Source organism: uncultured Marinobacter sp. (assembly GCF_963974375.1).
Taxonomy (GTDB): Bacteria; Pseudomonadota; Gammaproteobacteria; order Pseudomonadales; family Oleiphilaceae; genus Marinobacter.
The window spans coordinates 1-21,668 of sequence record NZ_CAXBDN010000038.1; the positions used below are offsets into that span (position 1 = coordinate 1).

The window sequence follows — 21,668 nt, forward strand, 5'->3', positions numbered from 1 at the left end:
TGGCTCAAAAATGCGTCAGTCGCCGAGGGGTTCCACACGAAACGGAAGAGAGCCAAAAAACTTGCTGTCGACTGACTTTGGATGTCAGCTAATTCAGCATGGAGGCCCCTATGACCAGTCCTGCCGTCGCAGCTCGTTACGTTACCGCCGATTTCAAAAATGCACCGTTGATCGCCCTGGCTGATCTGATGGGGCTTAAGAATTACCTGTCTGAAATCAGTAAAGCTCCGGAATTGTATTCACCCATCCTGTCGGGAATTGCGGTTTATCGGCACCTTTCTTCCGCTGAACAGCAGGCTATCAACAATGCCATTGTCAACGGAATTCCCCGCAGCAACCTGACCGCCCGTTTGATGGGTCTGGTGAGCTCTCAAAGTGTGCAGCCGTATTGGTACATGTGGTCGCTCTCCGACGAAGAGGTGAAAGATTTTTTCACCTACAGTTCAACCACAGCAGCCATCACCAATCAGTTTAATCCCCTGTTCACGCCTGAAGCGACGGTGGCCACTGTCGCGGGAGCTGTCTACGTTCTAGCCAAAGGCGGCCCGCGGGCGGCGGCCTCTCAGGCCGTCTCATCATTGAAGAAAAGCGAACTCGTCATGGCGGTTGCCCGCCGCTTTGGGCTGGGGCCAGACGCTGCAAGGGCTCTTGGTGTAGCGGCTGTCCCGGCGCTCATCGTGATCTCCGGCCTTAATATCATGGCCAAGAAACAAGCCGCACAAGCCAGGAAAGAGCTGGCAGCTCGCGGACTTCTTGTTTACAGCGACCTATAGCATGCTTGTGGTTCTTCTGGTGAGTGGGTTTGGTGGCGCTTTCCTCTACTATTCGATGTTGAGGGGCATTCAGCTGGGGACCTTATCGAAGGGACCGATGCTTTGGTCCCGATGTGTTGCCGCGTGCGCATTGATGTTCGCTGCGTGTGCCAGCGTCATCGTCCAGTACCTTGTTGATGACGCCTCATACCTGCTTATCCTGGCGTTCTGGCCGGTATTTATCCTCGCCCTCGAACCTGCCTACCGTCTTGTTGGTAGCGGCGCACCTATAGAAAAATCAGGGGAAAAAAAGGAATGAGAGTCCGACTCAGTATGTCTCGTCCAGGCCTTCAGCGGCTCCGGTTCTGCTGGCTTGCCTTAATACTTGGAGGCCTGCTTTTATCCCAGGCATCAGCAGATGAAGCTGAGCAGTCCTATGATGAACGGTTGCTCGCTGTGGCCATCACCTTCCTGGATCTGCAGCTATGTACCGATTTCGCGTTCGAGTTTGAGAAAGACGAAAAGCTGGCTGACCGCTACAGTGCTGCGGCGTGGACCTTGTATGACTCAGCGATTGAACAAGGATGGGGCGAGGGCCAGTTTTCGGCGGCGATGGTCGTCGCCCACGAGGCGAAGTCCTTGCTTGAAGTTACTGAGGACGACACACAGGAAAGCTTTAAGCGGCGCCACCAGTCCGGCAGCCCCTGCGACAGTGCCATGGAGCGGGCTGAAAGACACGTTGAAAATGGCCTGCCAGCCTCTGCCTGATTTAGCAGGTTGTGGGTTTGGCGCTGTCCTACACAATCGGTCAGGCTTTGACGTAAGTGGTGACCACCTTGTTAACCCCCGAGTTCGAGGTCTTCCCGAATAACCTCCGGATGGCGAAACGCAATCTCGATGAGTGCCTTTGCCGGCCCAGAAGGTTTACGTCGCCCCTGCTCCCATTCCTGCAACGTACGCGGAGAAATATGGAGTACCTCGGCAAACTCTCGCTGGGTGAGGCCGGTCTTGCCACGCGCCTCTGCGACCTCATTTGGCTCCACACGGCTGACTCGTGCGGTTTTGCCGGCTTTCATCTCTTTAACAGATTGGAGCAGCTTGTTGCCAAGCTCTTCAGCACTCAGAGTTTCATTACTCATTTTCCAATACCTCACGAATCGACTTCAGGATATGCGCGGGTATGTTCTCCTTGAAGACCTTTCTGGAGGGGTTCACCGTGCCTGCATTGGTTGGCATTGTTGACGCCGGCGTATATGCTGATAATATACTTTTATGATCAATTGGGCACAAGTTACTGGCTTTGACTGGGACGAAGGCAATTCCCGAAAAAACGCGGAGAAGCATGGCGTCAACCAGTCCGAAGCGGAAGAAATTTTCTTCAATGAACCGCTTCTGGTGCTGGAAGACTCCAAACACAGCCAGGCTGAGGCCCGCTTCCATGCACTTGGTAAAACTGATGATGGGAGGCTACTCCACATCACGTTCACACTAAGACTGCACGGCTCGCTGATCCGAGTGATTTCCGCTCGCGACATGCACCGAAAAGAGAGGGCTGTTTATGAGCACGCCAAAAAAGATGCCTGAATTCAAAACAGAGGCAGAAGAGCGGGAGTTCTGGGAAACTCACGACTCCTCCGATTACCTGGACTGGAGCCAGGCAAAACCGGTTTCCTTGCCGAAGTTGAAGCCCTCGACCAGGACTATTTCACTTCGCTTGCCCGAGACTCTCCTCGACCGGATCAAAATCGAGGCTAACAAGCGGGATATGCCCTATCAGTCTTTGATCAAGGCCTGGCTTGCGGATGACGTGAACGACAGTCGTCGGGCCTGAGGCAAACGCGAAGCTTTACGGCAGTGGCTTGGTTTGCTTGTTCCTTTAGTATTTAGTCCCATCGACAAATGCTGAATGTGCTGTGGGGAAATTCCGGCTTTTCAAAATTGGCAAATACCTGCTCTTTCTCTGGTGTGATTAGCTCGCAACGCATATTCCCCAGGCGCTCAGAAAGAGCGCGACGGGGTGTAATGCCACCGGGCACGGTGTACCAGAGCAGATAATTCTTGCCGCCATAATCCAGCCCAATGACCTGCCGAACCCGCGTTTCGTCGCCTAAATTATTCGGCCGTCTGGATTCGATACTCTTCTCTGGAAATTCAAACTGCCCATTTTCATCGGTTTGAGCTCGATCAATATATTCTCGATCATAATCAAGCGTTCGATAAACCTCGATTCCAGCCAGCGGATTCCCTTCGAGCTTGACTACCCCGCTGACGGGGGGTGAAAGGTGGACCGTTGCCGTTTTCCCAAACCCAAACATCCCTGCATACCCCTCATTCACAAGTCCAAACAGCACCACCAGAGCCAAAGCGCACCTGCTAGGTATCGATATCATAAAAACACCCGGGTACAGCCACGCCTCACATCAGCGCATAGCGTAACGGAGCTGCGGTGAGAAGCTCATCCGCGCCCATGGATTCCGTCTTCAGACCACTCAGGTTCGCTCAATAGCCTGCCGCACCGCCCGGTACAGCGCACCAGCGGTCTGATCGAATACCCAGCGGATAAAGCGGAACGTCAGATCCGTCACGGTAGTAATCGCTACCCTGGCAAAGGCCAGCATATGGCCAAGCAGACCGCGAGTCTGTTCTGCGAAACGGGTGGATGCGGAAGCCACTTGTTCCAGGGTTCTTGCGAGCAGGTCATAGAAAGTTAGCGTGGTGCCGAAAGCCGCTTGGGCCATAACAGCGGTGTAATAGCCCGAATCTTTCAGAAGAGTGATCAGTGCGGCGGATATTTTATCGGCCCAGCGAGTTGAAAAACTGGCCTCATGACGGCGTTCATAATCTAATCGAACAGGTCGGTTGAGATGGTTAATTGATGCCTGCCGCAGGTGGGACCATTCTGAGGAATTTGCGGTATTTCGATACCCTGGCTTTTCAGTAAGCCCCATGCCGTGCGCATCTTTCGAAATACCACTTCCTGCGTCAAGCCGGTACTCAAATCCGCTATCAGGTGCGTGCATGAAAGGCCAAAGGGGGACATAGGGAACCGGATCCGCTCCGTGGGTACATCTAAAATGGTTATCAACTTCAAATGTCGACTTTCCAGCATAACCATTCAGCCCCACTCTTGGTGCACCGAAGGTATAAAGGTTCACGTTTTTACCGTAACGCTGTTTGACCCAATCAGCGGTGAGAGAAGCTAGTGCGCCACCAAGGCTATGGCCCACGCAGTGAATGCCCAGTACAGGGCCCCGCGATACCTTTGGGCTTAGCTGGCGCTCAAGAAGGGGTCTTATACTCTCGAAAGTTTTATTGAAACCGGCATGTACTGAGGACCCGTTAGTCGATGCAGACAACCCCACATTCCCATTCGTAAGCCAATCATGGTTTGCCTTCGTCCCACGAACTGCAATCACATGATGCCCGCGGTAATCATTTTTCCCTTCGCCAACCAGTGCAAACCCGGTCGTCTTCCTGTAGAGGCCGAAAAGCCCCCCAGTCCGACCGGTTATCGGACCCTCATCCAAATTGATGTCAAACGATCGCCTTATTTCTGGTGATGCGAGTACTCGAACGCCACCGGCCGGATCTGGCGACATGACTTCATATACAATATCGGCAAATTCAGCGGCTATCCTTGGCGAAAGTCTGTTCATGACACAAATCCTTATGTGGTCTAGATTTACCAGCGACAAATGCTGGCAATATTATGCGTAAAGTCCGGGTTCTCGAAGATCTTAAAATGATGAACCAGCTCTTCATCATCAAGATCACAATTCAGGTTCCCCAGTTTTTCCTGGATAACCTGCTCTCCAGAGGTACTTCCCGTGACATAGTACCAAAGCACAAATTTTTCATTTCCTCGTTCAGCAGCAATCACTTGCCGCAGTCTGTCTTCGACAAATGCTTTGCCCGGCGTGCTGGAACGGATACTCCATGACGGAAAGCTGAATACACCCTCCGCATTCGTATAGGTTTCCTGTGTCTCATTCTTATCGTAAGTTGCAGATCTGATGATTTTAAGGCCCTCAACGGGGGCTCCGTTCTGAACAACTTTCCCACTGACCTCAGGGAACAGAAGCACATCGTATTTTTTCCCAAACCCAAACATCCCTGCATACCCCTCATTCACAAGTCCAAACAGCACCACCAGAACCAGACCAAACCTGCCAGACATCGACCTCATAAAAACACCCGGGCACAGAAAAGCCTCACGCAAGTCGTAGGCGCGACAGAAAACAAGGAAAGCGTGGGGAGAAGCAGTGCGGCAAGCAACGTCATGGTCATCGTCCGTGACAGCAGGCCGGGGCAACCATTGCCCCGGATAATCTGAAAACTACTGAAGCTTTCTGACACTGTCAACGCCAGAGCCCGCAGACTCTGACGTTGATCCGGTTTTGCGCTACCAGGTCAGCTGAACAGGCATCCCCTCCTGTTTGCGCTGGACGAATGTAAGCGCTACACCGACCGCCAGCAGACCGATGGCGACCAGCAGCAGGAAGCTATGGGACACGCCCAGCATGCCGCCGCCGGGCGCCGCCAGGGTCAGGCCGGATACCAGGATGAAGGCCCTGGAAATCAGGCCCAGCAATCCGTTACTGAGCCGGCCAAGGCCGATCAGGTAACCCTGCAGTGCCGCTGACAGCAGCCAGACACCCACCAACGCGGTGCTCAGTACGATGGCAATTTCCAGAATGTCGCCCTGCATCAGCAGCGCCGGGTTGAACACGAAGAAGAACGGAATGAAGTAGATGATCGTACCCAGACGCATCGCCTCCAGTCCCGCCTTCATCGCGGATACCTGGGCGACCGAGGCTGCGACAAATGCCGACAGGGCCACCGGTGGCGTGATGAAGCTGAGCATGCCCCAGTACATGATGAACATATGGGAGGCCATCGGATCCAGTCCGGCGTTGACCAGCGCTGGCGCCAGAATGATCGCCAGGAAGATATAGGCCGCCGTCACAGTCATGCCGATGCCGAGCACAAAGCTGGTCAAGGCACCCATCAGCAGCAGGATCAGCACGTTGTTACCTGCCAGGTAGACCAGGTCGTTGGTCAGGGTACCGGCCATGCCGGTGACCTGCAGTGCCCCGACTATCAGGCCGATGGCCGCCAGAATTCCCCCCAGCTCCGCGAGGATCAGACCACAGGCCCGGATGTACTCGAGAATCTGCTTGATCCCCCAGCGGTGCCTGGTGAACTGGTTGATAACCAGCAGCAGGATGGTGGCATAGAAGGGAGCGGTAGCCTCACGCTGCATATACACCAGCATCCACACCAGCAGCGCGAACACGAAGATGAAGTACCAGCCTTCCTTAAGTACCTTGCCAAGTTTCGGCAGTTCCACGTCCGGCAGACCCTTCAGGTCGTTGCGGGCCGCGTAGGCGTCGATCTGCATGAACAGGCCGTAGAAGTACAGCAGTGACGGGATGATGGCCGCAATCGCCACCTGCACGTAACTGACCCCCAGGAAGTTCGCCATGACAAAGGCAGTCGCGCCCATGATCGGCGGCATCATCACACCACCGGTGGAGGCGCAGGCTTCTACGCCCGCGGCGTAGCTGCGGGAAAACCCGACACGGCGCATGGCCGGAATGGTCAGGGGTCCGGTGGTCAGGACGTTGGTCACCGGGCCGCCGCTCATGGAGCCCATCAGGCCGCTGGAGAAGATTGCCACCTTGGCAGGACCGCCCCGGGTTTTACCCAGCAGGGCAAAGGCCAGATCGATAAAGAACTGCCCGGCACCGGTGTACTGCAACCCGACGCCGAACAGCAGGAAACCAAACAGCAGCGTTGCGGCTACCTGCATCGGTATGCCGAACATGCTTTCTTCGCTGAAAATATGGAAGGCGGACGCTTCCTGCAATGACATGCTGATGCCGGCAATGACGTTGGGCATCTGGTCAGCCACCAGCGGGTAGAGCGAGAGTATGGTGACAATCACCAGAATCGGAATACCGCCCGCCCTGCGGCCCGCTTCCAGCACGATCAGCCAGGTCACCATGGACAGATAGATCGCCAGATCCGGCGCCGCATACTCCCAGGCCTGAACCACAATCTGTTCTGCGCTCCAGGCGAAGTAAGAGAAGATGGCGACAATAACGCCGATGATAATCAGGTCGTACCAGTCAACTTTGGTGCGACTGGACCAGCGCGTTGCAGGAAAATAGACAAACACCAGCGCAAGCACAAAGCCCGCGTAGATGAACAGATATCGGGCGCTGAGCATTACCTGCCCGATAAAGAAGCCAAAATTGAAGATCTGGTTGGTGGCCAGAATAATAATCATGATGGTGGCGGTGGTGACGGCAACCCGCCAGAACAGATTCAGTTGCCGGTACCGGGCGGCAAACTTATTCGCCGATTCTTCCTCGGCCTTGAGGCGAGCCGCTTCCTCTTCAGCTTTGCTGAGGGCGGCGTTTGGGGTGTCGGTCATGTCCGATCCTACCTGGATACCAATTTAGTAGAAAGCTCAGCCCCGGACGGAGAGAGCAGTGGCACCCCCGGGTGTGACCCGGGCCTGCCTGAAGTGCTTCAGGCACTGCCGTTCCGGTCGCCTTTGACCTGAACGCAGCCTTCTATATACAAACGACCGGACGAAGCCAGGCTCCGTCCGATCGTCCTGATCTGACTGAAAGTCCCTGAGGACTTACCAGTTTTCCATCAGCGGAATCAGATCGTTCTCGGTCAATGCCTCATAGCGGGCCGCCATCCAGCCGTTGGCGAACTCGTCGTCATCGGAAGGTGCATCAGCGGTATAGGCTTCCCAGGCAGCAATCAGCACTTCCTGACGACGGACCTGCAGGTCGTGATTGGCCTGAGCGGCGTCTGTCCACAGGTCAAGCTCCTTGAAGTACTCCACCGCGCCGTCGTGGAAAGGCACGAACGAGGTTTCGATCTTTTGGCGATCCATGGCCCAGCCTTCCATACCCGGAGCGCTTTCCTGGTAATCATCGAAGTGGATGTGCATGGCCTTGGTCATGTTGTACACCAGGTCATCATCCGTGGCTGAGTAAACTGCCAGCATCGGGTAAGGCGAGGTGAATACCTCGATGCCATCACCGGCGTCGACGCCAACCACGTCGGTGGCCAAGTGCGGAACAAACCAGGGCGCCTGTTCGGAGACCCGCGCAACGGCTTCCTTGTTGTCGTGGGGAAACTCGATAAAGCGGATACCACGGGGAGCATTGGCCACACGGTGCAGGGCTGCGGAGTTACAGGCGTTCCATTTGACGTCCAGACGGTTGTCGAGGAAAGCCTCGATCATATTCATGTAACCGCCCAGCTCGACTACTTCTACGTCGTCCCAGGTCAGATCGCCGTAGCGCAGCAGGTACTCGAAGCCGGCATTGGGAGCCGGCGCGCCCTGTACGAAAGGAACACGCTTGCCTTTCAGGTCAGCGACGCTTTCGATATCGCTGTCGCCATGAACCTGCAGGCCGAAGGAGCAACCATCGGCCATGTTCCAGAGACCGGACCGGACCGGCTGTGGACCCCACTCTTTGGTGCCGAAATCACGAATGCCTTCCTGAGCACTCATGGCCTCACTGCCCCCGGCCACAAACTGGGCACGGCCGCGACGCAGCGGCTCGAACCGGCCGATGTCGTTACGACCCGGAATCACCCGCAGGTTAACGCCATATTCGTTCTGCAGCACCGCACCGATGCCAACCGCCTGGCTGTAACCGGTGGTTCCGGTCGGGTAGGCGGACCAGATCACGGTGTTGGGCAGGTCGATGTCTTTGGCCTGGGTTACACCGGCGGTCATACCGAGTGCCAGCACGGCGGCCGCAGAGGCCACGGGAATCTGCCGCAGGGCAGTGTTCAGCTTGTTCATACCTATACTCCTGGAGTGGGGCCTTCCCTTGTTTTTATCGAAAGCCACTGTGTCGCGTTTCACGGCTAGCGAGGCATATTATGCTTTCGTCTCATTTGGTGCAACACGGAATAAACGACGATTTTTTAGATCAAAAAGGTCCAACGCGAACAATAAGTAAGGGATGTTTGTCCGCAAACGCTGCGATACCGGGCTTCAACTTGCATTTGACCGGCCGTCAGATTAATCTTTAACCTGATTTGTTAAAACCAAGTTTCGCTCAGTGAAACTTGGTTTGTATTTTTAGCATCACAAGTCCATCGACTTTTCCGCTATTATTAGCAGGCGTTATCTGAATATTGGTCGGCCGGGGCACCCCGGTTTTACGCCCGCACACGGGAAAACACAGGAGACACCATGAGCGCCTACATTTACGACGGCTTGAGAACCCCCTTCGGACGCCACGCCGGGTCGCTGGCCACCATCCGCCCGGATGACCTGCTTGCAAGCGTCATTAAAGCCGTGGTGGAGCGCAATGGCTTCGCAAAGGAAGCCTACGAAGACGTCATCGCAGGCTGCACCAACCAGGCCGGTGAAGATGCCCGCAACATCGCCAGGCACGCAGGCCTGATGGCTGGCCTGCCGGTGACCACGGGTGGCCTCACTGTCAATCGCCTGTGCGGATCCGGCCTGGCCGCCATCATGGACGCAGCGCGGGCGGTTCGTTGCGGCGAAGGCGAGCTGTTTATTGCCGGCGGTGCCGAGAGCATGAGCCGTGCGCCGTTCGTCATGGCCAAAAGCGAATCAGCCTTCGCCCGTGATTTCCGGATGTTTGACAGCACGATCGGTGCCCGCTTCCCCAACCCCCGTGTTGAAGCTGAATTTGGCAACGACACCATGCCGCAGACCGCTGACAACATCGCCAGAGATCTTGGCCTGAGCCGCGAAGCCGTTGACCAGTTTGCCGCCCAGAGCCAGGCCCGCTACGAAGCGGCCCGCAAGCTGGGCTTCTTTGAAGAAGAGATTCACGGTATCGAAGTGTCTCAGGGCCGTAAGAAACCACCGGTGCAGGTAACGACCGACGAGCACCCGCGTCCGCAATCGGATGTGGCGGCTCTGTCCGGGCTGCGCCCGCTGTTTGAGGGTGGTGTGGTCACCGCCGGCAATGCTTCTGGTGTCAACGATGGTGCCGGCGCCCTGATCATCGGTTCGATGGCCGCTGGCGAAAAAGCCGGCACCCGTCCCCGCGCCCGCATCGTATCTGCTGCCATCGCCGGCGTTGATCCCCGGGTGATGGGCTACGGTCCGGTACCCGCCTGTGAGAAAGCACTGGCCCGTGCCGGCCTGTCCATCAAGGACATGGACGTGATCGAAATCAACGAAGCCTTTGCCGCTCAGGTTCTGGGCTGCACCACCAAACTGGGCATTGACCAGACCGACCCGCGCCTGAATCCCAACGGCGGCGCCATTGCCGTGGGTCATCCGCTGGGCGCATCCGGTGCCCGTATTGCGCTGACCGCAACCCGTCAGCTGGAACGTATGGAAGGCCGTTACGCGCTGGTCAGCATGTGCATTGGCGTGGGCCAGGGGATTGCCGCTGTAATTGAGCGTTTCACGGACTGATCAGACACTGGCCTCTGGCCGTACAACAGTAACCGGTGGTGGTTGCATTCGGCGACCCCACCCAGACGCACTTCAGGAGACACATTATGGCTTCCGCACCCTGGGATGACCTGCTTCAGTTCGACTCACAGCTGGACGAAACCGAACGTCAGGTTCGTGACAGCATCCGCGGCTTCTGCGATTCCCGACTGATGCCTGGCATCACCGCGGCGAACCGCCATGAAAAATTTGACCGCAGCATCTTCACCGACATGGGCGACCTCGGCATGCTCGGCGCCACCCTGCCGGAAGAATACGGCGGTCCCGGCCTGAACCACGTCTGCTACGGCCTGATTGCCCGTGAAGTAGAGCGCGTGGATTCTGCCTACCGCTCTGCCCTCAGCGTGCAGTCTTCGCTGGTGATGTACCCGATTTTTTCCTACGCCCAGGAAGCAACCAAAAAGCGCATCCTGCCAAAGCTGGCTTCCGGCGAATGGGTCGGCTGCTTCGGTCTGACCGAGCCGAACCACGGCTCTGATCCCGGTGTCATGGAAACCCGCGCCAAGAAAGTTGACGGCGGCTACCTGCTGAGCGGTTCCAAGACCTGGATCACCAACTCCCCGATCGCTGATGTGTGCGTGGTCTGGGCCAAGCTTGATGGCACCGTGACCGGCTTTATCATTGAGCGCGAAGGCGCCAAGGGCCTGGACACACCCAAGATCGAAGGCAAGTTCTCACTGCGTGCGTCAGAAACCGGTTCCATCTTCATGGACGAGGTCTTCGTACCAGACGAAAACAAGCTGGACATCGATGGCCTGAAAGGTCCGCTGAGCTGTCTGACCAAAGCCCGTTACGGCATCAGCTGGGGTTCCCTGGGTGCTGCCGAGTTCTGCTGGCACGCAGCGCGCAGCTACACCATGGAGCGCAAGCAGTTCGGCAAGCCCCTGGCGGCCAATCAGCTGATCCAGAAGAAGCTGGTGGACATGCAGACCGAAATCACCCTCGGCCTGCAGGCGGTTCTGCAGCTGGGCCGGATGATGGACGCAGGCGTTGCCACTCCGGACTCCGTATCCCTGCTCAAGCGCAACAACTGCGGCAAGGCTCTTGATATCGCCCGTGTTGCCCGCGACATGCATGGTGGTAACGGTATTTCCGACGAATACCACGTTATCCGTCACGTGATGAACCTGGAAGCCGTGAATACCTATGAAGGTACCCACGACGTCCACGCCCTGATTCTGGGCCGTGGCCAGACCGGGATTCAGGCGTTCAGCTAAGTCTGAAATCCTGAACCAGAAAGGCGGAGCGTCCCTTACGGGACCTCCGCCTTTTTTATACGGGTGTCAAACCCCGGGCTGGACAGTGCCGCAGCCTGCGGAACCCGGACTCGAACTTGGTTTCGCCCTGCGGTATCATAGCCCTCCCGTGTATCGCTGAGCAGAACTCAGCTCCGCGACGGCCAACCCTGGTACAGCCCTGTACCACCGAAAGGCAGGCCAATGCCATGTGGACTGATTCCACGACTCTGGCGTATCGTATGCACAGCACGGGAATTGACACAGAAATAACGTTCCTCCATCATAGCCATATTCTGCTATGCGGTATATGTTTTCGCTAGAACGAACCGAGAGGTTGATTCATGAATATGAACTACACGGCTGAAGAGCTCGCCTTCCGCGACGAAGTGCGCGCTTTTCTGGATGAGAAGTTGCCGGCCGACATCGCGGCCAAGGTCAAAGGCTTCCGCCGCATGACCAAGGAAGATCACATGCGCTGGCAGAAAATTCTCAGCGCCAAGGGTTGGTACGCCAGCCACTGGCCTGAAGAATTCGGCGGCGTAAAATGGACCCCGGTTCAGAAACATATCTGGGACGAAGAGTCCTGCCGCTACGGTGTTCCCCGTTCCATCCCGTTCGGTGTGAACATGGTGGCTCCGGTTATCATCAAGTTTGGTAACGACGAGCAGAAGCAGAAGTACCTGCCTCGCATTCTTTCCGGCGAAGACTGGTGGTGTCAGGGTTACTCAGAGCCCGGCGCCGGTTCCGATCTGGCCTCTCTGAAAACCCGTGCCGTACGCGACGGTGATCACTACATCGTAAGCGGCCAGAAGACCTGGACCACCCTCGGCCAGCACGCCAATATGATCTTCTGTCTGGTTCGCACCAATACCGAAGTGAAGGCTCAGGAAGGCATCTCCTTCCTGCTGATCGACATGAACACCCCGGGTATCACCGTACGTCCGATCATCACCCTTGATGGCGAGCACGAAGTAAACGAAGTCTTCTTTGAAGACGTCAAGGTGCCAGTCGAGAACCTGGTGGGTGAAGAAGACAAGGGCTGGACCTACGCCAAGTACCTGCTCACCTATGAGCGCACCGGTCTGGCCGGCATTGGTCTGTCCAAGTCGGCACTGTCTCACCTGAAGCAACTGGCTTCACGTCAGCTCAAGAACGGTCGCCCGCTGATCGAAGACTCTACCTTTGCCCAGCGCATTGCCTCCGTGGAAATTGATCTGATGGCCGCAACCATCAGCAACCTACGCATTATTGCGGCGGTTGAAGGTGGCGGTGTTCCCGGCGCTGAAAGCTCCATGCTGAAAGTGAAGGGTACCGAAATCCGTCAGGCCATTAACGATCTGGCCCGTCGCGCCATTGGTCCCTACGCCATTCCGTTTGTGGAAGAAGAGCTGAGTCTCGATTACGACGGCGAGCCGCTGTCTGACGAGAACGCGCCTCCCATGGCCGCTCAGTACTTCAACAACCGCAAACTGTCGATTTTCGGCGGATCCAACGAGATCCAGAAGAATATCGTATCCAAAATGATTCTGGGACTTTAAGGAGACGACCATGGATTTCAAGCTGAGTGAAGAGCAGCAGATGCTGCAGGACACCGTGGCACGTCTTGTCCGCGGTGAGTACAGCTTTGAGAAGCGCCTTGAGTTCAGTGAAACCGAGCTGGGTTTCAGCGCTGATTTCTGGAAGCAGCTTGGCGAACTGGGCCTGACCGCTGTGCCGTTCCCGGAAGAGCTGGGCGGCTTTGGTGGCGGCGGCGTCGAGGTTCAGGCAGTGATGACCGAACTGGGTCGCGGCCTGTGCCTGGAGCCTTACCTGCAGTCCGTTATCTTCGGTGGCGGCCTGATCAGTCAGACCGGCAACGACAGCCAGAAAGAACAGTGGCTGGGCGGTATTGCTACCGGTGAACTGAAAGTGGCTGTGGCCCTTCAGGAGCCCCAGTCCCGCTACGACCTGACCAACATCGAAACCCACGCCGAAAAGTCCGGTGACGGCTACACGCTGAGCGGCCGCAAAGCGGTTGTGATCGGCGGCCATTGCGCCGACCTGATCATCGTCTCTGCCCGCACCGACTCCGGTGTCAGCCTGTTCGGTATCGACCCGACCACCGCTGGTGTCGAGCGTCGTACCTACCCGACTATCGATGGTGCCAAGGGCTGTGACCTGTTCCTGAACAACGTTCAGGTTGGTGCTGATGCCCTGCTGGGCGAAGAAGGTCAGGCCGCTGATGCTATCGAGTACCAGTCCGGCCGAGCTATCGCTGCCCTGTGTGCCGAAGCCATCGGCTGCATGGAAGAAGCCAACAACCTGACCCTGGAATACCTCAAGCAGCGCAAGCAGTTTGGCGTACCCATCGGCAAGTTCCAGGTACTTCAGCACCGCATGGTCGACATGATGTCTGAACTGGAACAGGCCCGCTCCATGGCCATTCTGGCTGCCAGTGTTGCGGACGAAGAACAGAGCAACGAACGCCGTCGGACCCTGGCTGCTGCCAAAAACGTCATCAACCGTGCCGGACAGTTTATCTCCGAAAAAGGTATTCAGTCCCATGGCGGCATCGGCATGACCTGGGAATACAGCTTCGCCCATTACGCCAAGCGTCTGGTGATGATTGGCCACCAGCTGGGCGATGACGACTTCCATCTGGAGCACTATGCCTCCCTGCTGGAAGCCAGCTGATTCAGATCAGCTGTTAAAGAACCTGTCGGGTCTCTCCTCCAATTGGAGAGCGTTTCGGGGTGGCCCTTTGGCCACCCCTTTTTTGTATTCAGGCGCAATCAAAAACAATACATGTCCTCAGGGAAGAGTTGCCCGAAAAAGGCGAATAGAGGCTACACTGATAAGTCTCAGTGAACGCCAACGACAATAACCTGAGCACAGAGGATCACGCAGTATGAACACATTCGGAAAAAACGAGCAGACCGATCTCCAGAAAGCCGAGTGGCAGGCCCGGGTAGACCTTGCCGCCGCCTATCGTCTCGTCGCCCTGTATGGCTGGGAAGACCTGGTATTCACCCATCTGTCCGCACGGGTGCCAGGCCCTGAGCATCATTTCCTGATCAACCCCTACGGCCTGTTATTCCACGAAATCACCGCATCGTCACTGGTGAAAATCGACCAGGAAGGCCAGGTCGTTGAAGCCACCGGTTTAAGCCGGGTCAATCCCGCAGGCTTTACCATCCACAGCGCCGTCCACATGGGCCGCGATGACGCCCACGCCGTGATGCACGTACACGCCGCCGACGCCGTTGCCGTATCGGCCCACAAGGATGGCCTGTTGCCCCTGAGCCAGACCGCCATGCTGTGCCAGGATCACATCGCCTATCACGACTACGAAGGCGTGGCTCTGAACCTGGACGAACGGGAGCGCCTGATCAACGATATCGGCAACAAGAACATGCTGATTCTGCGCAACCACGGCATCCTGACCGCCGGCGCATCCGTACCCGAGTGCTTCACTTACCTGTACTTCCTGATGAAAGCCTGTGAAATCCAGGTACGGACAGCGCAACCCTACTGCATGCCTTCAGAAGCAGCGCTTGCCACCACCCGCGAGCAGTCCGAGTCACTGGGCAAAGCCGCCGCCCTGACCTGGCCGGCACTGATTCGCCTGCTGGACAGCAAGAATCCGGGGTATGCGGTTTAAGGGGATTTTTTTGCCAGGGACGGCACGATTATTCCGTTCGCCCTGAATGTGAGCCTGTCGAACAGTCGAAGGGCATTGCACTACTTCCCGTTCGCCCTGAGCCTGTTGAAGGGCATTGCACCGCTTTCCGTTCGCCCTGACTGTGTGCCTGTCGAACAGTCGAAGGGCATTGCACTACTTCCCGTTCGCCCTGAGCCCGTCGAAGGGCATTGCACCGCTTTCCGTTCGCCCTGAGCCCGTCGAAGGGCCGTGAATCCTGAGCTAGCCGCCCTTCGACGGGCTCAGGGCGAACGGTGTGAGGAGACTGGCTCAGGGCGAACGGTTTGATCAGACAAGCTCAGCGCTAACGATATACGGCACATGAATACAGAGAAAGCATTACCCAAGTCCGGTCGGACGTGGGGTGGGGCGTTTTTTCTGTCGGGAAAAGGTGTCTGAGCGTAGCGAGTTCTTTTTCCAGAAGAAAAAATACACCGCCTCGCGGCCAGCCACCCTTCGGTAAGTTCTCAGATTTAGTGTAATCGCCCTTCGACTGTTCGACAGGCTCACAGTCAGGGCGAACGGTGTGAGGAGACTGGCTCAGGCCGAACGGCGATCATGCCATCCTTGGCGAAGCAATCGTCAGGCGACCTTGATCACCAGCTTGCCACGGTTGCGGCCCTGCAGCAGACCCTGGAACGCCGTCAGGGCGTTATCAAAGCCCTCAACCACGTCTTCCTGGTACTTGACCTTACCCTCTTTCAGCCACTGACTCATATCGCGGCGGAAGTCCGGCAGCAGCTCCAGATGATCGGACTGGATAAAGCCCCGGAACATCAGACGCTTGATCAGAATCTGTCCCATAAACGGAATCAGGCGATCAGGTCCTTCCGGCAGTTTGGTCTGATTGTAGTGGGCAATCCGACCGCACACCGGCACCCGGGCAAAGTCATTGATCAGCTTCATCACACCTTCAAACACCTTGCCACCGACATTCTCGAAGTAAACATCGATGCCCTTGGGGCAAGCGGCTTTCAGCTTATCTTCAAAGTCGTCGTCCTTATAGTTCACGCAGATATCGAAACCATAATTCTTGACGACATACTCACACTTGTCATCCGCACCGGCGACACCGACCACACGACAGCCGTGCATCTTGGCAATCTGGCCCACCACCTGCCCCACGGCACCGGAAGCAGCAGAAACCACGACGGTTTCACCGGCTTTCGGCTTGCCGAATTCCCGCAGGCCAACGTAAGCGGTGAATCCCGGCATACCGATAACGCCCAGCCAGGCACTGGCAGGGGCCAGCGCGGGATCAATTTTGTAGAGCAGGTCCGGTGTTGCCACCGAGTGGGTCTGCCAGCCGGTACGGCCAATCACCAGATCGCCCTTGGCGAAACCGGCTACGTTGCTGGAGGTGACTTCGCTGACAGCCTCGCCAGTCATCACATCGCCGATTTCCAGGGATTTCGCGTAGGAAGCCCCTGCATTCATCCGGCCACGCATGTAGGGGTCCAGTGAAAGGTAGAGGGTTTTCAGGGCTATTTCGCCCTCGCCCGGCTCCTGAACCGGCACTTCTTCCAGATGAAGATGAGTTTCGTCCGGCATGCCTTCCGGCCGGCTTGCGAGAATGAAGCGCTTGTTGTTTTGCATTTACTCACCTCTTGATGGTTGCGCCCTGAGGACGGGTGCATGAAAATGGGATCGAAACATGTTTTCACCCAATGAAATCAGGAGACAATAATGACAAGTATCGCACTGAATGATCTGGCAAACCACAAAGGCGAAGTGCTCGGCCACAGCCCCTGGATGAACGTAAGCCAGGACATGATTCAGGCGTTCGCAGATGCCACCGGCGACCATCAGTGGATTCACGTGGATGTCGAGCGGGCCAAGCGGGAAGCCCCATGGAAGAGCCCCGTTGCTCACGGCTTCCTGACCCTGTCCCTGATTCCCCAGCTGAATCAGCAAGTGTTGCAGATCACCGGCGTTGCTGCCAGCATCAACTACGGCATGAACAAGGTAAGACTGCCCTCCGCGGTCAAGTCCGGCTCGGACATCCGCAGCAAGGTAGAACTGATTGACGTATCCGAAGTGGATGAAAGCCGTGTGCTGGCCACCTATCGCACCACGATTGAAGTCAAAGGTGAAGAAAAGCCCTCCGTCGTAGCCGAAAATCTGGCCATGTACGTGCGCGGCTGAACCTGCTGATAACCGGCACAGAATCGTTTCGCCGGTTATAAAAAAGGGGCCCTAAGGCCCCTTTCCCGTTGGTGTCAGATCACCATTTTGCAGGATGATCTGACCGCACCAACGCCTCATTCGATGCTGCCATCCATCCCTCAGTTGGGATCTTCCTCAACGATCTTGCCGTCACGAACCACGGCCAGCGTCAACGGGGTGACCAGGCCACCATCGTCCTTCATTTCGGTAATGCCATAGGGGTTCTTGCTTGAGTCCATGGCCGCCAGGGCAGCGGGCACCGCAGCGCGAATGGCTTTTGGTTCGGTGGAATTGCTGGCCACCATGGCTTCTGCCAGAGCGTGAGTCGCCATATAGTGATAGGCCGCTTCCGAACCTGGCACCTTGCCGTATTTTTCCTCGTAACGCTTGAGGAAAGACTGGGCCGCATCGCTCTCATCTGCAGACAGCGGAACCACACCGATAGAATTCTCCATCATCTCCATACCGCCAGCCACGGCAGCCACTTCGTCAATCTTGGCCTGATCCATGATCATGAATGCGCCCTGGTAGCCCACCTGACGGGCCTGCTGGATAACCAGACCGGTCGGCTCGGAAGCCCCACCAACAAACATGACATCCGGCTTGTTGGAAACAATGCGGCTGACACCGGTGAAGAAGTCGGCAGACTTGTTGTAGTCCATGGCGTTGTCAGCCACGATTTCACCGCCCTTGTCAGTCCACTCCTTGCGGACCATGTCGGACCAGATTTTGGCGTATTCATGGGTTGCACCCCCCATGGCCAGTTTGGTGCCGTAGTTGTCCTGTGCGTACTTGGTAAAGGCCCGAACATAGCCGTCAAACGTCGGCGGAATACGGATGAGCAGTTCGTTGCCCTGCTGGGTCACGGTCGGCACACTGGTGTAGGCCATCACCAGAAAATCATCGTCCTGGTTGAAATCCATGGTGGCGAAAATGCCGCCGGCGTGGGGAACAAAAACCACCGGCACATTGGATTCCTGCTTCAGGCGCTTGGCATTGGTAGCCGCCTGGGCTGGCGAGTAGCGGTCATCCAGTGCGATGACGTTGAACGTATGCTTTTCGCCGTTGATCTCGATACCGCCTGCTTCGTTGATCTCCTCAGCCGCCATGCGGATGCCGGACAGGTTGTTCTCACCGTACAACGCCGCGCCACCGCTCAGCGGACCGGTGAAACCGATGTTGACGGTGCCGGCGCAGGCCGCCACTGACATACCCATACCCAATGTTGCGACGGCAACCGCCTGACCAAGTTTCTGTGCTATTTTCATTGTTTTCTCCTGGTTATCCTTCACCTGTACAACAGGCTGTTGTTTCACTCTTGTTTTTAGAGAGTCGGAGCCTCACGCCCCGATGTATGCTTTGCGCACCTGCTCGTTACCCAGCATGGCTTCCCGGTCGCCGTCCATGACCAGCTGACCGTTTTCCATGACGTAGGCATGAGTCGCAATCCTCAGTGCCGCAAAGGCATTCTGTTCAGCCAGCAGCACCGTGGTGCCCAGGCTGTTGATCTGTTTGATGGTTTCAAACATCTGCTTGACCACCAGTGGCGCCAGCCCGAGGGAGGGCTCATCCAGCAGCAGCATCCGGGGCCGGCTCATCATGGCGCGGCCAATAGCCACCATCTGTTGCTGCCCGCCGGACAGGGAACCCGCCGGCTGGCGCGCTTTTTCTTCCAGAATCGGGAACAGCTCCAGTACTTCGTTGAGCCGTTTCTGGTTGCACTCCCGCTCGCGGCGATGGACATAGGCGCCCATCATCAGGTTGTCGTACACGCTCATCTGGGGGAACAACTGGCGGCCTTCGGCGCACTGCACCACCCCGGCCGAAACGATGGCGCTGGGCTTCATGCCGTTCAGCGTCTTGTCTTCAAACCCGATCTTGCCCGCTGACGGCCTGATCAGCCCGCTGATGGCATTGAACAGGGTGGACTTGCCTGCCCCGTTGGCACCCAGCAATACCACCAGACCACCGGTTTCCACGGTCATACTGATGTTGTTGAGAGCCTTGAAGCTGCCGTAGTGAACGTCCACATTCTCAAGCTGCAGCATCGGCGTCGCTCCCCAGGTAGGCTTCAATGACCACCGGATCAGACTTGATCTCCTCCGGCGTGCCTTCGGCAATTTTCTCGCCGTGGTCGAGTACCATGATCTTGTCGGCCATGCCCATGATCATGTCCATCTTGTGCTCGATCAGGCAGACGGTGCGGCCGTGATGCACCATTTTCTTCATCAGCTCGGCCAGACCCTCGGTTTCCTCCGGGTTCACACCTGCGGCAGGCTCATCCAGCAGTACCAGTTTTGGCTGGGTCGCCAGCGCCAGCGCAAAGGCCACCCGCTTGCGTTCCTCCTGGGTGCAGTCTGCAATAAACCGGTTTTCAGCACGGCTCAGGCCGACAAAGTCGAGGGCTTCCCGGGCTTTTTCCCGGGCGACCTTTTCTTCTGCCTGCAACCGTTTCGAGTTGATCAGCACATCCCACAGACCGGAACGGGTCCGCAACCGGTAGCCCACAATCAGGTTGTCCAGCACGGTGGCGGTTTCAAACAGGTTGGTGGTCTGGAAGGTACGGCCTACACCCAGCCTGGCGACCTTGTCACAGCGCATACGGGTAACGTCGGTGCCGTCTATGAGGATGCGGCCGGAAGTGGGCTGGTGAACCCCGGAAATCAGGTTGAAGAAGGTACTTTTACCGGCTCCGTTGGGTCCGATGATGGCGTTGATCTGATTGGCTCCGAATTCCACCGTGACATCGTTCACCGCCGCCAGGCCACCAAACATTTTGGTCAGATGTTCAATTTTAAGCATTGCTCTCGGCCTCCTTGTCCGCGCTGACCACCTTGCTTGCGGTGCGTACTTTTTTCGGCCCCAGACCCATAGCCTGGGCCTTGCGGTGCATCGAGGTAAGGAAGGTGCCGGTAATACCAAGGGGGAAAAAGATCACGATGATGACCAGCAATGGTCCGAAGATCACCATCCGGTATTCCTCAAGGAACTGCATGGACTGGACCAGCCAGACCATGCCGATGGTGCCCACCAGCGGACCCCAGAGGGTGCCAATGCCGCCCACCAGCATGTAGGTAATCATGTCGAAGGTGTAGTCGATAGCCGCCGCTTCCGGCCCGACAAATCGCACCATGCCGGCCCAGAGCGCACCAGCCATGCCGGCATAGGTGGTTGACAGGGCAAAGGCCAGAATCTTGTTCCGCATCAGATTGATACCCAGCGACTGGGCGAGATCATCACCGTTGCGGATCGCTACAAAAGTACGTCCCAGCAGCGACCGGGACAGGCGCCCGGTGAACCAGACAATAAACACCAGGAACACCAGGATCAGGTAATACATGGGGGTGGTTTCCCGGAAACTCACCAGCCCGAAACCGTCCGGTTCCGCGATACCCCGGACACCCAGAGGGCCGTGGGTCAGCTCATCCCATTTATCCAGCAGCAGGTAAATGATGAAACCCACACACAGGGTGAAAATCGAGAAGTAATGTTCCTTGAGGCGCAGCGAAACCGCCCCCACCAGCACGCCCAGAACGGCTGTCATCGACATGGCCGACAGAAACGCCGGCCAGTAATTCCAGCCATGGTCTGATGTCAGCAGGGCCAGGGTATAGGCGCCAATGGCGAAAAACCCGCCGTGGGCCAGGTTCAGCTGGCCGCAATATCCGGTAATGATATTGAAACCATAAATCGCGATGGCCCAGACAAACGCCAGTGACATCACATAGATCTGATAATCGTTCTGTGCCATGAACGGAAACAGCAGAGCCAGAACCAGCACCATATATTTGCTGGCCGGATGCATCAGATAACGACCCAGTTTGAATAACATGATCAGTGTGCCCCCCTGGCAAACAGCCCCTGTGGACGCAGAGACAGGATCAGTACCAGCAACCCGAAGGCAATGACGTCCTTGTAGGTGGTGGATATATAGAATCCGCCAAACGCTTCGGCGAACCCGATAATCATGCCGCCGAGAATCGCGCCACGGATGCTCCCCATGCCACCGAGAATGATGATCACAAACGCCTTCATGATCACAAGATGTCCCATGGCGGGGTATATCAGGTTAAGCGGGGCGTAAAGGGCCGCAGCAATGGCCGCCAGGGCGCCGGAAATGGCAAAGGTCATCATGGCCACACGGTTGGCGTCGATGCCGACCAGGAAGGCGCCCTCGCGATTCTGGGCCATGGCAATAATGGTTTTGCCCACCATGGTCTTGCGGAGGAACAGCTGCAGGCCCACCATCAGCGTCAGCGCCGCGACAATAATCAGAATGCCCTGCTCCCGCAGGAACAGCCCCTGAAACACCACCACACCGGGATAGGGCGAGGACATGCGCCGGAACTCGG

23 protein-coding genes are annotated in these 21,668 nt (G+C 56.9%); 11 read left to right on the forward strand and 12 right to left on the reverse strand.

The genetic code is table 11. From position 1 onward, the window contains the following. Positions 1–110 precede the first annotated feature (110 nt). From AAC035_RS05155 to AAC035_RS05165, 3 genes are all read left to right on the forward strand, one after another. Positions 111–773, forward strand: coding sequence for a hypothetical protein (locus tag AAC035_RS05155; RefSeq protein WP_339800820.1), 663 nt, complete (start codon positions 111–113; stop codon positions 771–773). 1 nt (position 774) lies between these two features. Beyond that, entirely contained in the window at positions 775–1,071 is a 297-nt protein-coding gene (locus tag AAC035_RS05160; RefSeq protein WP_339800822.1) for a hypothetical protein, read from the forward strand. A 137-nt stretch (positions 1,072–1,208) separates the two neighbouring features. After that, a complete protein-coding gene (locus AAC035_RS05165) occupies positions 1,209–1,520 on the forward strand; it encodes a hypothetical protein (protein WP_339800825.1) in 312 nt (103 codons plus the stop codon). A gap of 71 nt (positions 1,521–1,591) precedes the next feature. Here the strand turns inward: AAC035_RS05165 and AAC035_RS05170 are convergent, their stop codons facing one another. Then, positions 1,592–1,891: a helix-turn-helix domain-containing protein gene (locus AAC035_RS05170; protein ID WP_339800828.1), complete on the reverse strand. Its 300-nt coding sequence runs from the start codon at positions 1,889–1,891 to the stop codon at positions 1,592–1,594. 133 nt (positions 1,892–2,024) lie between these two features. Between AAC035_RS05170 and AAC035_RS05175 the strand changes: the two genes are divergently transcribed. Beyond that, on the forward strand, positions 2,025–2,336 hold the full coding sequence (locus AAC035_RS05175; RefSeq protein ID WP_339800830.1) for a BrnT family toxin: 312 nt from the start codon (positions 2,025–2,027) through the stop codon (positions 2,334–2,336). Next, entirely contained in the window at positions 2,311–2,583 is a 273-nt protein-coding gene (locus tag AAC035_RS05180) for a BrnA antitoxin family protein (protein WP_339800833.1), read from the forward strand. Before AAC035_RS05175 ends, AAC035_RS05180 begins: the two co-directional genes overlap by 26 nt. 52 nt (positions 2,584–2,635) lie before the next feature. Here AAC035_RS05180 and AAC035_RS05185 read toward each other — a convergent pair whose 3' ends face one another. The 5 genes from AAC035_RS05185 to AAC035_RS05205 form a co-directional block, all read right to left on the reverse strand. Next, positions 2,636–3,106, reverse strand: a complete 471-nt coding sequence (locus AAC035_RS05185; RefSeq protein WP_339800881.1) for a DUF6795 domain-containing protein — start codon at positions 3,104–3,106, stop codon at positions 2,636–2,638. A 135-nt stretch (positions 3,107–3,241) separates the two neighbouring features. Continuing rightward, the gene (locus AAC035_RS05190) at positions 3,242–4,408 is read right to left on the reverse strand and encodes a lipase family protein (protein ID WP_339800836.1); all 1,167 of its coding nucleotides are present in this window, start codon (positions 4,406–4,408) and stop codon (positions 3,242–3,244) included. Positions 4,409–4,434: 26 nt separating this feature from the next. Continuing rightward, the gene (locus AAC035_RS05195) at positions 4,435–4,938 is read right to left on the reverse strand and encodes a carboxypeptidase-like regulatory domain-containing protein (RefSeq protein WP_339800839.1); all 504 of its coding nucleotides are present in this window, start codon (positions 4,936–4,938) and stop codon (positions 4,435–4,437) included. A gap of 216 nt (positions 4,939–5,154) precedes the next feature. Beyond that, a complete protein-coding gene (locus AAC035_RS05200) occupies positions 5,155–7,191 on the reverse strand; it encodes a TRAP transporter permease (protein WP_339800842.1) in 2,037 nt (678 codons plus the stop codon). A 213-nt stretch (positions 7,192–7,404) separates the two neighbouring features. Beyond that, positions 7,405–8,592 carry a TAXI family TRAP transporter solute-binding subunit gene (locus tag AAC035_RS05205; RefSeq protein WP_339800845.1) on the reverse strand — a complete coding sequence of 396 codons (1,188 nt, stop codon included), beginning with the start codon at positions 8,590–8,592 and terminating at the stop codon, positions 7,405–7,407. Positions 8,593–8,988: 396 nt separating this feature from the next. Here AAC035_RS05205 and AAC035_RS05210 point away from each other — a divergent pair, with 396 nt between their 5' ends. The 5 genes from AAC035_RS05210 to AAC035_RS05230 all read left to right on the forward strand — a co-directional run bounded on the left by AAC035_RS05210 (position 8,989) and on the right by AAC035_RS05230 (position 15,111). Continuing rightward, complete coding sequence (locus AAC035_RS05210) at positions 8,989–10,194, forward strand: 3-oxoadipyl-CoA thiolase (protein ID WP_339800847.1); 1,206 nt, start codon at positions 8,989–8,991, stop codon at positions 10,192–10,194. An 86-nt stretch (positions 10,195–10,280) separates the two neighbouring features. Beyond that, complete coding sequence (locus AAC035_RS05215) at positions 10,281–11,450, forward strand: acyl-CoA dehydrogenase (RefSeq protein WP_339800850.1); 1,170 nt, start codon at positions 10,281–10,283, stop codon at positions 11,448–11,450. Between the two features lie 362 nt (positions 11,451–11,812). Further along, a complete protein-coding gene (locus AAC035_RS05220; protein ID WP_339800853.1) occupies positions 11,813–13,009 on the forward strand; it encodes an acyl-CoA dehydrogenase family protein in 1,197 nt (398 codons plus the stop codon). Between the two features lie 10 nt (positions 13,010–13,019). Further along, positions 13,020–14,144 (forward strand): acyl-CoA dehydrogenase, encoded by a 1,125-nt coding sequence (locus AAC035_RS05225; RefSeq protein WP_339800857.1) that lies wholly within the window; start codon positions 13,020–13,022, stop codon positions 14,142–14,144. Positions 14,145–14,358: 214 nt separating this feature from the next. Next, a complete protein-coding gene (locus AAC035_RS05230) occupies positions 14,359–15,111 on the forward strand; it encodes a class II aldolase/adducin family protein (protein WP_339800860.1) in 753 nt (250 codons plus the stop codon). A gap of 621 nt (positions 15,112–15,732) precedes the next feature. Here AAC035_RS05230 and AAC035_RS05235 read toward each other — a convergent pair. After that, entirely contained in the window at positions 15,733–16,746 is a 1,014-nt protein-coding gene (locus tag AAC035_RS05235) for an NADP-dependent oxidoreductase (protein WP_339800862.1), read from the reverse strand. Between the two features lie 90 nt (positions 16,747–16,836). Here AAC035_RS05235 and AAC035_RS05240 point away from each other — a divergent pair, with 90 nt between their 5' ends. Then, complete coding sequence (locus AAC035_RS05240; protein WP_339800864.1) at positions 16,837–17,295, forward strand: MaoC family dehydratase; 459 nt, start codon at positions 16,837–16,839, stop codon at positions 17,293–17,295. Between the two features lie 140 nt (positions 17,296–17,435). Here AAC035_RS05240 and AAC035_RS05245 read toward each other — a convergent pair whose 3' ends face one another. The 5 genes from AAC035_RS05245 to AAC035_RS05265 form a co-directional block, all read right to left on the reverse strand. After that, positions 17,436–18,584: an ABC transporter substrate-binding protein gene (locus AAC035_RS05245; RefSeq protein WP_339800867.1), complete on the reverse strand. Its 1,149-nt coding sequence runs from the start codon at positions 18,582–18,584 to the stop codon at positions 17,436–17,438. 72 nt (positions 18,585–18,656) lie between these two features. After that, positions 18,657–19,364: an ABC transporter ATP-binding protein gene (locus AAC035_RS05250; protein WP_339800870.1), complete on the reverse strand. Its 708-nt coding sequence runs from the start codon at positions 19,362–19,364 to the stop codon at positions 18,657–18,659. Continuing rightward, positions 19,351–20,118, reverse strand: coding sequence for an ABC transporter ATP-binding protein (locus AAC035_RS05255; RefSeq protein ID WP_339800873.1), 768 nt, complete (start codon positions 20,116–20,118; stop codon positions 19,351–19,353). Before AAC035_RS05255 ends, AAC035_RS05250 begins: the two co-directional genes overlap by 14 nt. Next, positions 20,111–21,148, reverse strand: coding sequence for a branched-chain amino acid ABC transporter permease (locus tag AAC035_RS05260; RefSeq protein ID WP_339800876.1), 1,038 nt, complete (start codon positions 21,146–21,148; stop codon positions 20,111–20,113). The genes AAC035_RS05255 and AAC035_RS05260 overlap by 8 nt, the downstream gene beginning before the upstream one ends. 2 nt (positions 21,149–21,150) lie before the next feature. Further along, positions 21,151–21,668, reverse strand: a 518-nt coding sequence (locus tag AAC035_RS05265; protein ID WP_339800879.1) for a branched-chain amino acid ABC transporter permease, incomplete at its 5' end; no start/stop codon positions are given.

Bases quoted from the DNA above. Each gene is read 5' to 3' on its own strand.
- AAC035_RS05155 (WP_339800820.1), top strand. From the start codon at position 111: ATGACCAGTCCTGCCGTCGCAGCTCGTTACGTTACCGCCGATTTCAAA.
- AAC035_RS05160 (WP_339800822.1), top strand. From the start codon at position 775: ATGCTTGTGGTTCTTCTGGTGAGTGGGTTTGGTGGCGCTTTCCTCTAC.
- AAC035_RS05170 (WP_339800828.1), bottom strand. From the start codon at position 1,891: ATGAGTAATGAAACTCTGAGTGCTGAAGAGCTTGGCAACAAGCTGCTC.
- AAC035_RS05175 (WP_339800830.1), top strand. From the start codon at position 2,025: ATGATCAATTGGGCACAAGTTACTGGCTTTGACTGGGACGAAGGCAAT.
- AAC035_RS05180 (WP_339800833.1), top strand. From the start codon at position 2,311: ATGAGCACGCCAAAAAAGATGCCTGAATTCAAAACAGAGGCAGAAGAG.
- AAC035_RS05190 (WP_339800836.1), bottom strand. From the start codon at position 4,408: ATGAACAGACTTTCGCCAAGGATAGCCGCTGAATTTGCCGATATTGTA.
- AAC035_RS05195 (WP_339800839.1), bottom strand. From the start codon at position 4,938: ATGAGGTCGATGTCTGGCAGGTTTGGTCTGGTTCTGGTGGTGCTGTTT.
- AAC035_RS05200 (WP_339800842.1), bottom strand. From the start codon at position 7,191: ATGACCGACACCCCAAACGCCGCCCTCAGCAAAGCTGAAGAGGAAGCG.
- AAC035_RS05205 (WP_339800845.1), bottom strand. From the start codon at position 8,592: ATGAACAAGCTGAACACTGCCCTGCGGCAGATTCCCGTGGCCTCTGCG.
- AAC035_RS05210 (WP_339800847.1), top strand. From the start codon at position 8,989: ATGAGCGCCTACATTTACGACGGCTTGAGAACCCCCTTCGGACGCCAC.
- AAC035_RS05215 (WP_339800850.1), top strand. From the start codon at position 10,281: ATGGCTTCCGCACCCTGGGATGACCTGCTTCAGTTCGACTCACAGCTG.
- AAC035_RS05220 (WP_339800853.1), top strand. From the start codon at position 11,813: ATGAATATGAACTACACGGCTGAAGAGCTCGCCTTCCGCGACGAAGTG.
- AAC035_RS05225 (WP_339800857.1), top strand. From the start codon at position 13,020: ATGGATTTCAAGCTGAGTGAAGAGCAGCAGATGCTGCAGGACACCGTG.
- AAC035_RS05230 (WP_339800860.1), top strand. From the start codon at position 14,359: ATGAACACATTCGGAAAAAACGAGCAGACCGATCTCCAGAAAGCCGAG.
- AAC035_RS05235 (WP_339800862.1), bottom strand. From the start codon at position 16,746: ATGCAAAACAACAAGCGCTTCATTCTCGCAAGCCGGCCGGAAGGCATG.
- AAC035_RS05240 (WP_339800864.1), top strand. From the start codon at position 16,837: ATGACAAGTATCGCACTGAATGATCTGGCAAACCACAAAGGCGAAGTG.
- AAC035_RS05245 (WP_339800867.1), bottom strand. From the start codon at position 18,584: ATGAAAATAGCACAGAAACTTGGTCAGGCGGTTGCCGTCGCAACATTG.
- AAC035_RS05250 (WP_339800870.1), bottom strand. From the start codon at position 19,364: ATGCTGCAGCTTGAGAATGTGGACGTTCACTACGGCAGCTTCAAGGCT.
- AAC035_RS05255 (WP_339800873.1), bottom strand. From the start codon at position 20,118: ATGCTTAAAATTGAACATCTGACCAAAATGTTTGGTGGCCTGGCGGCG.
- AAC035_RS05260 (WP_339800876.1), bottom strand. From the start codon at position 21,148: ATGTTATTCAAACTGGGTCGTTATCTGATGCATCCGGCCAGCAAATAT.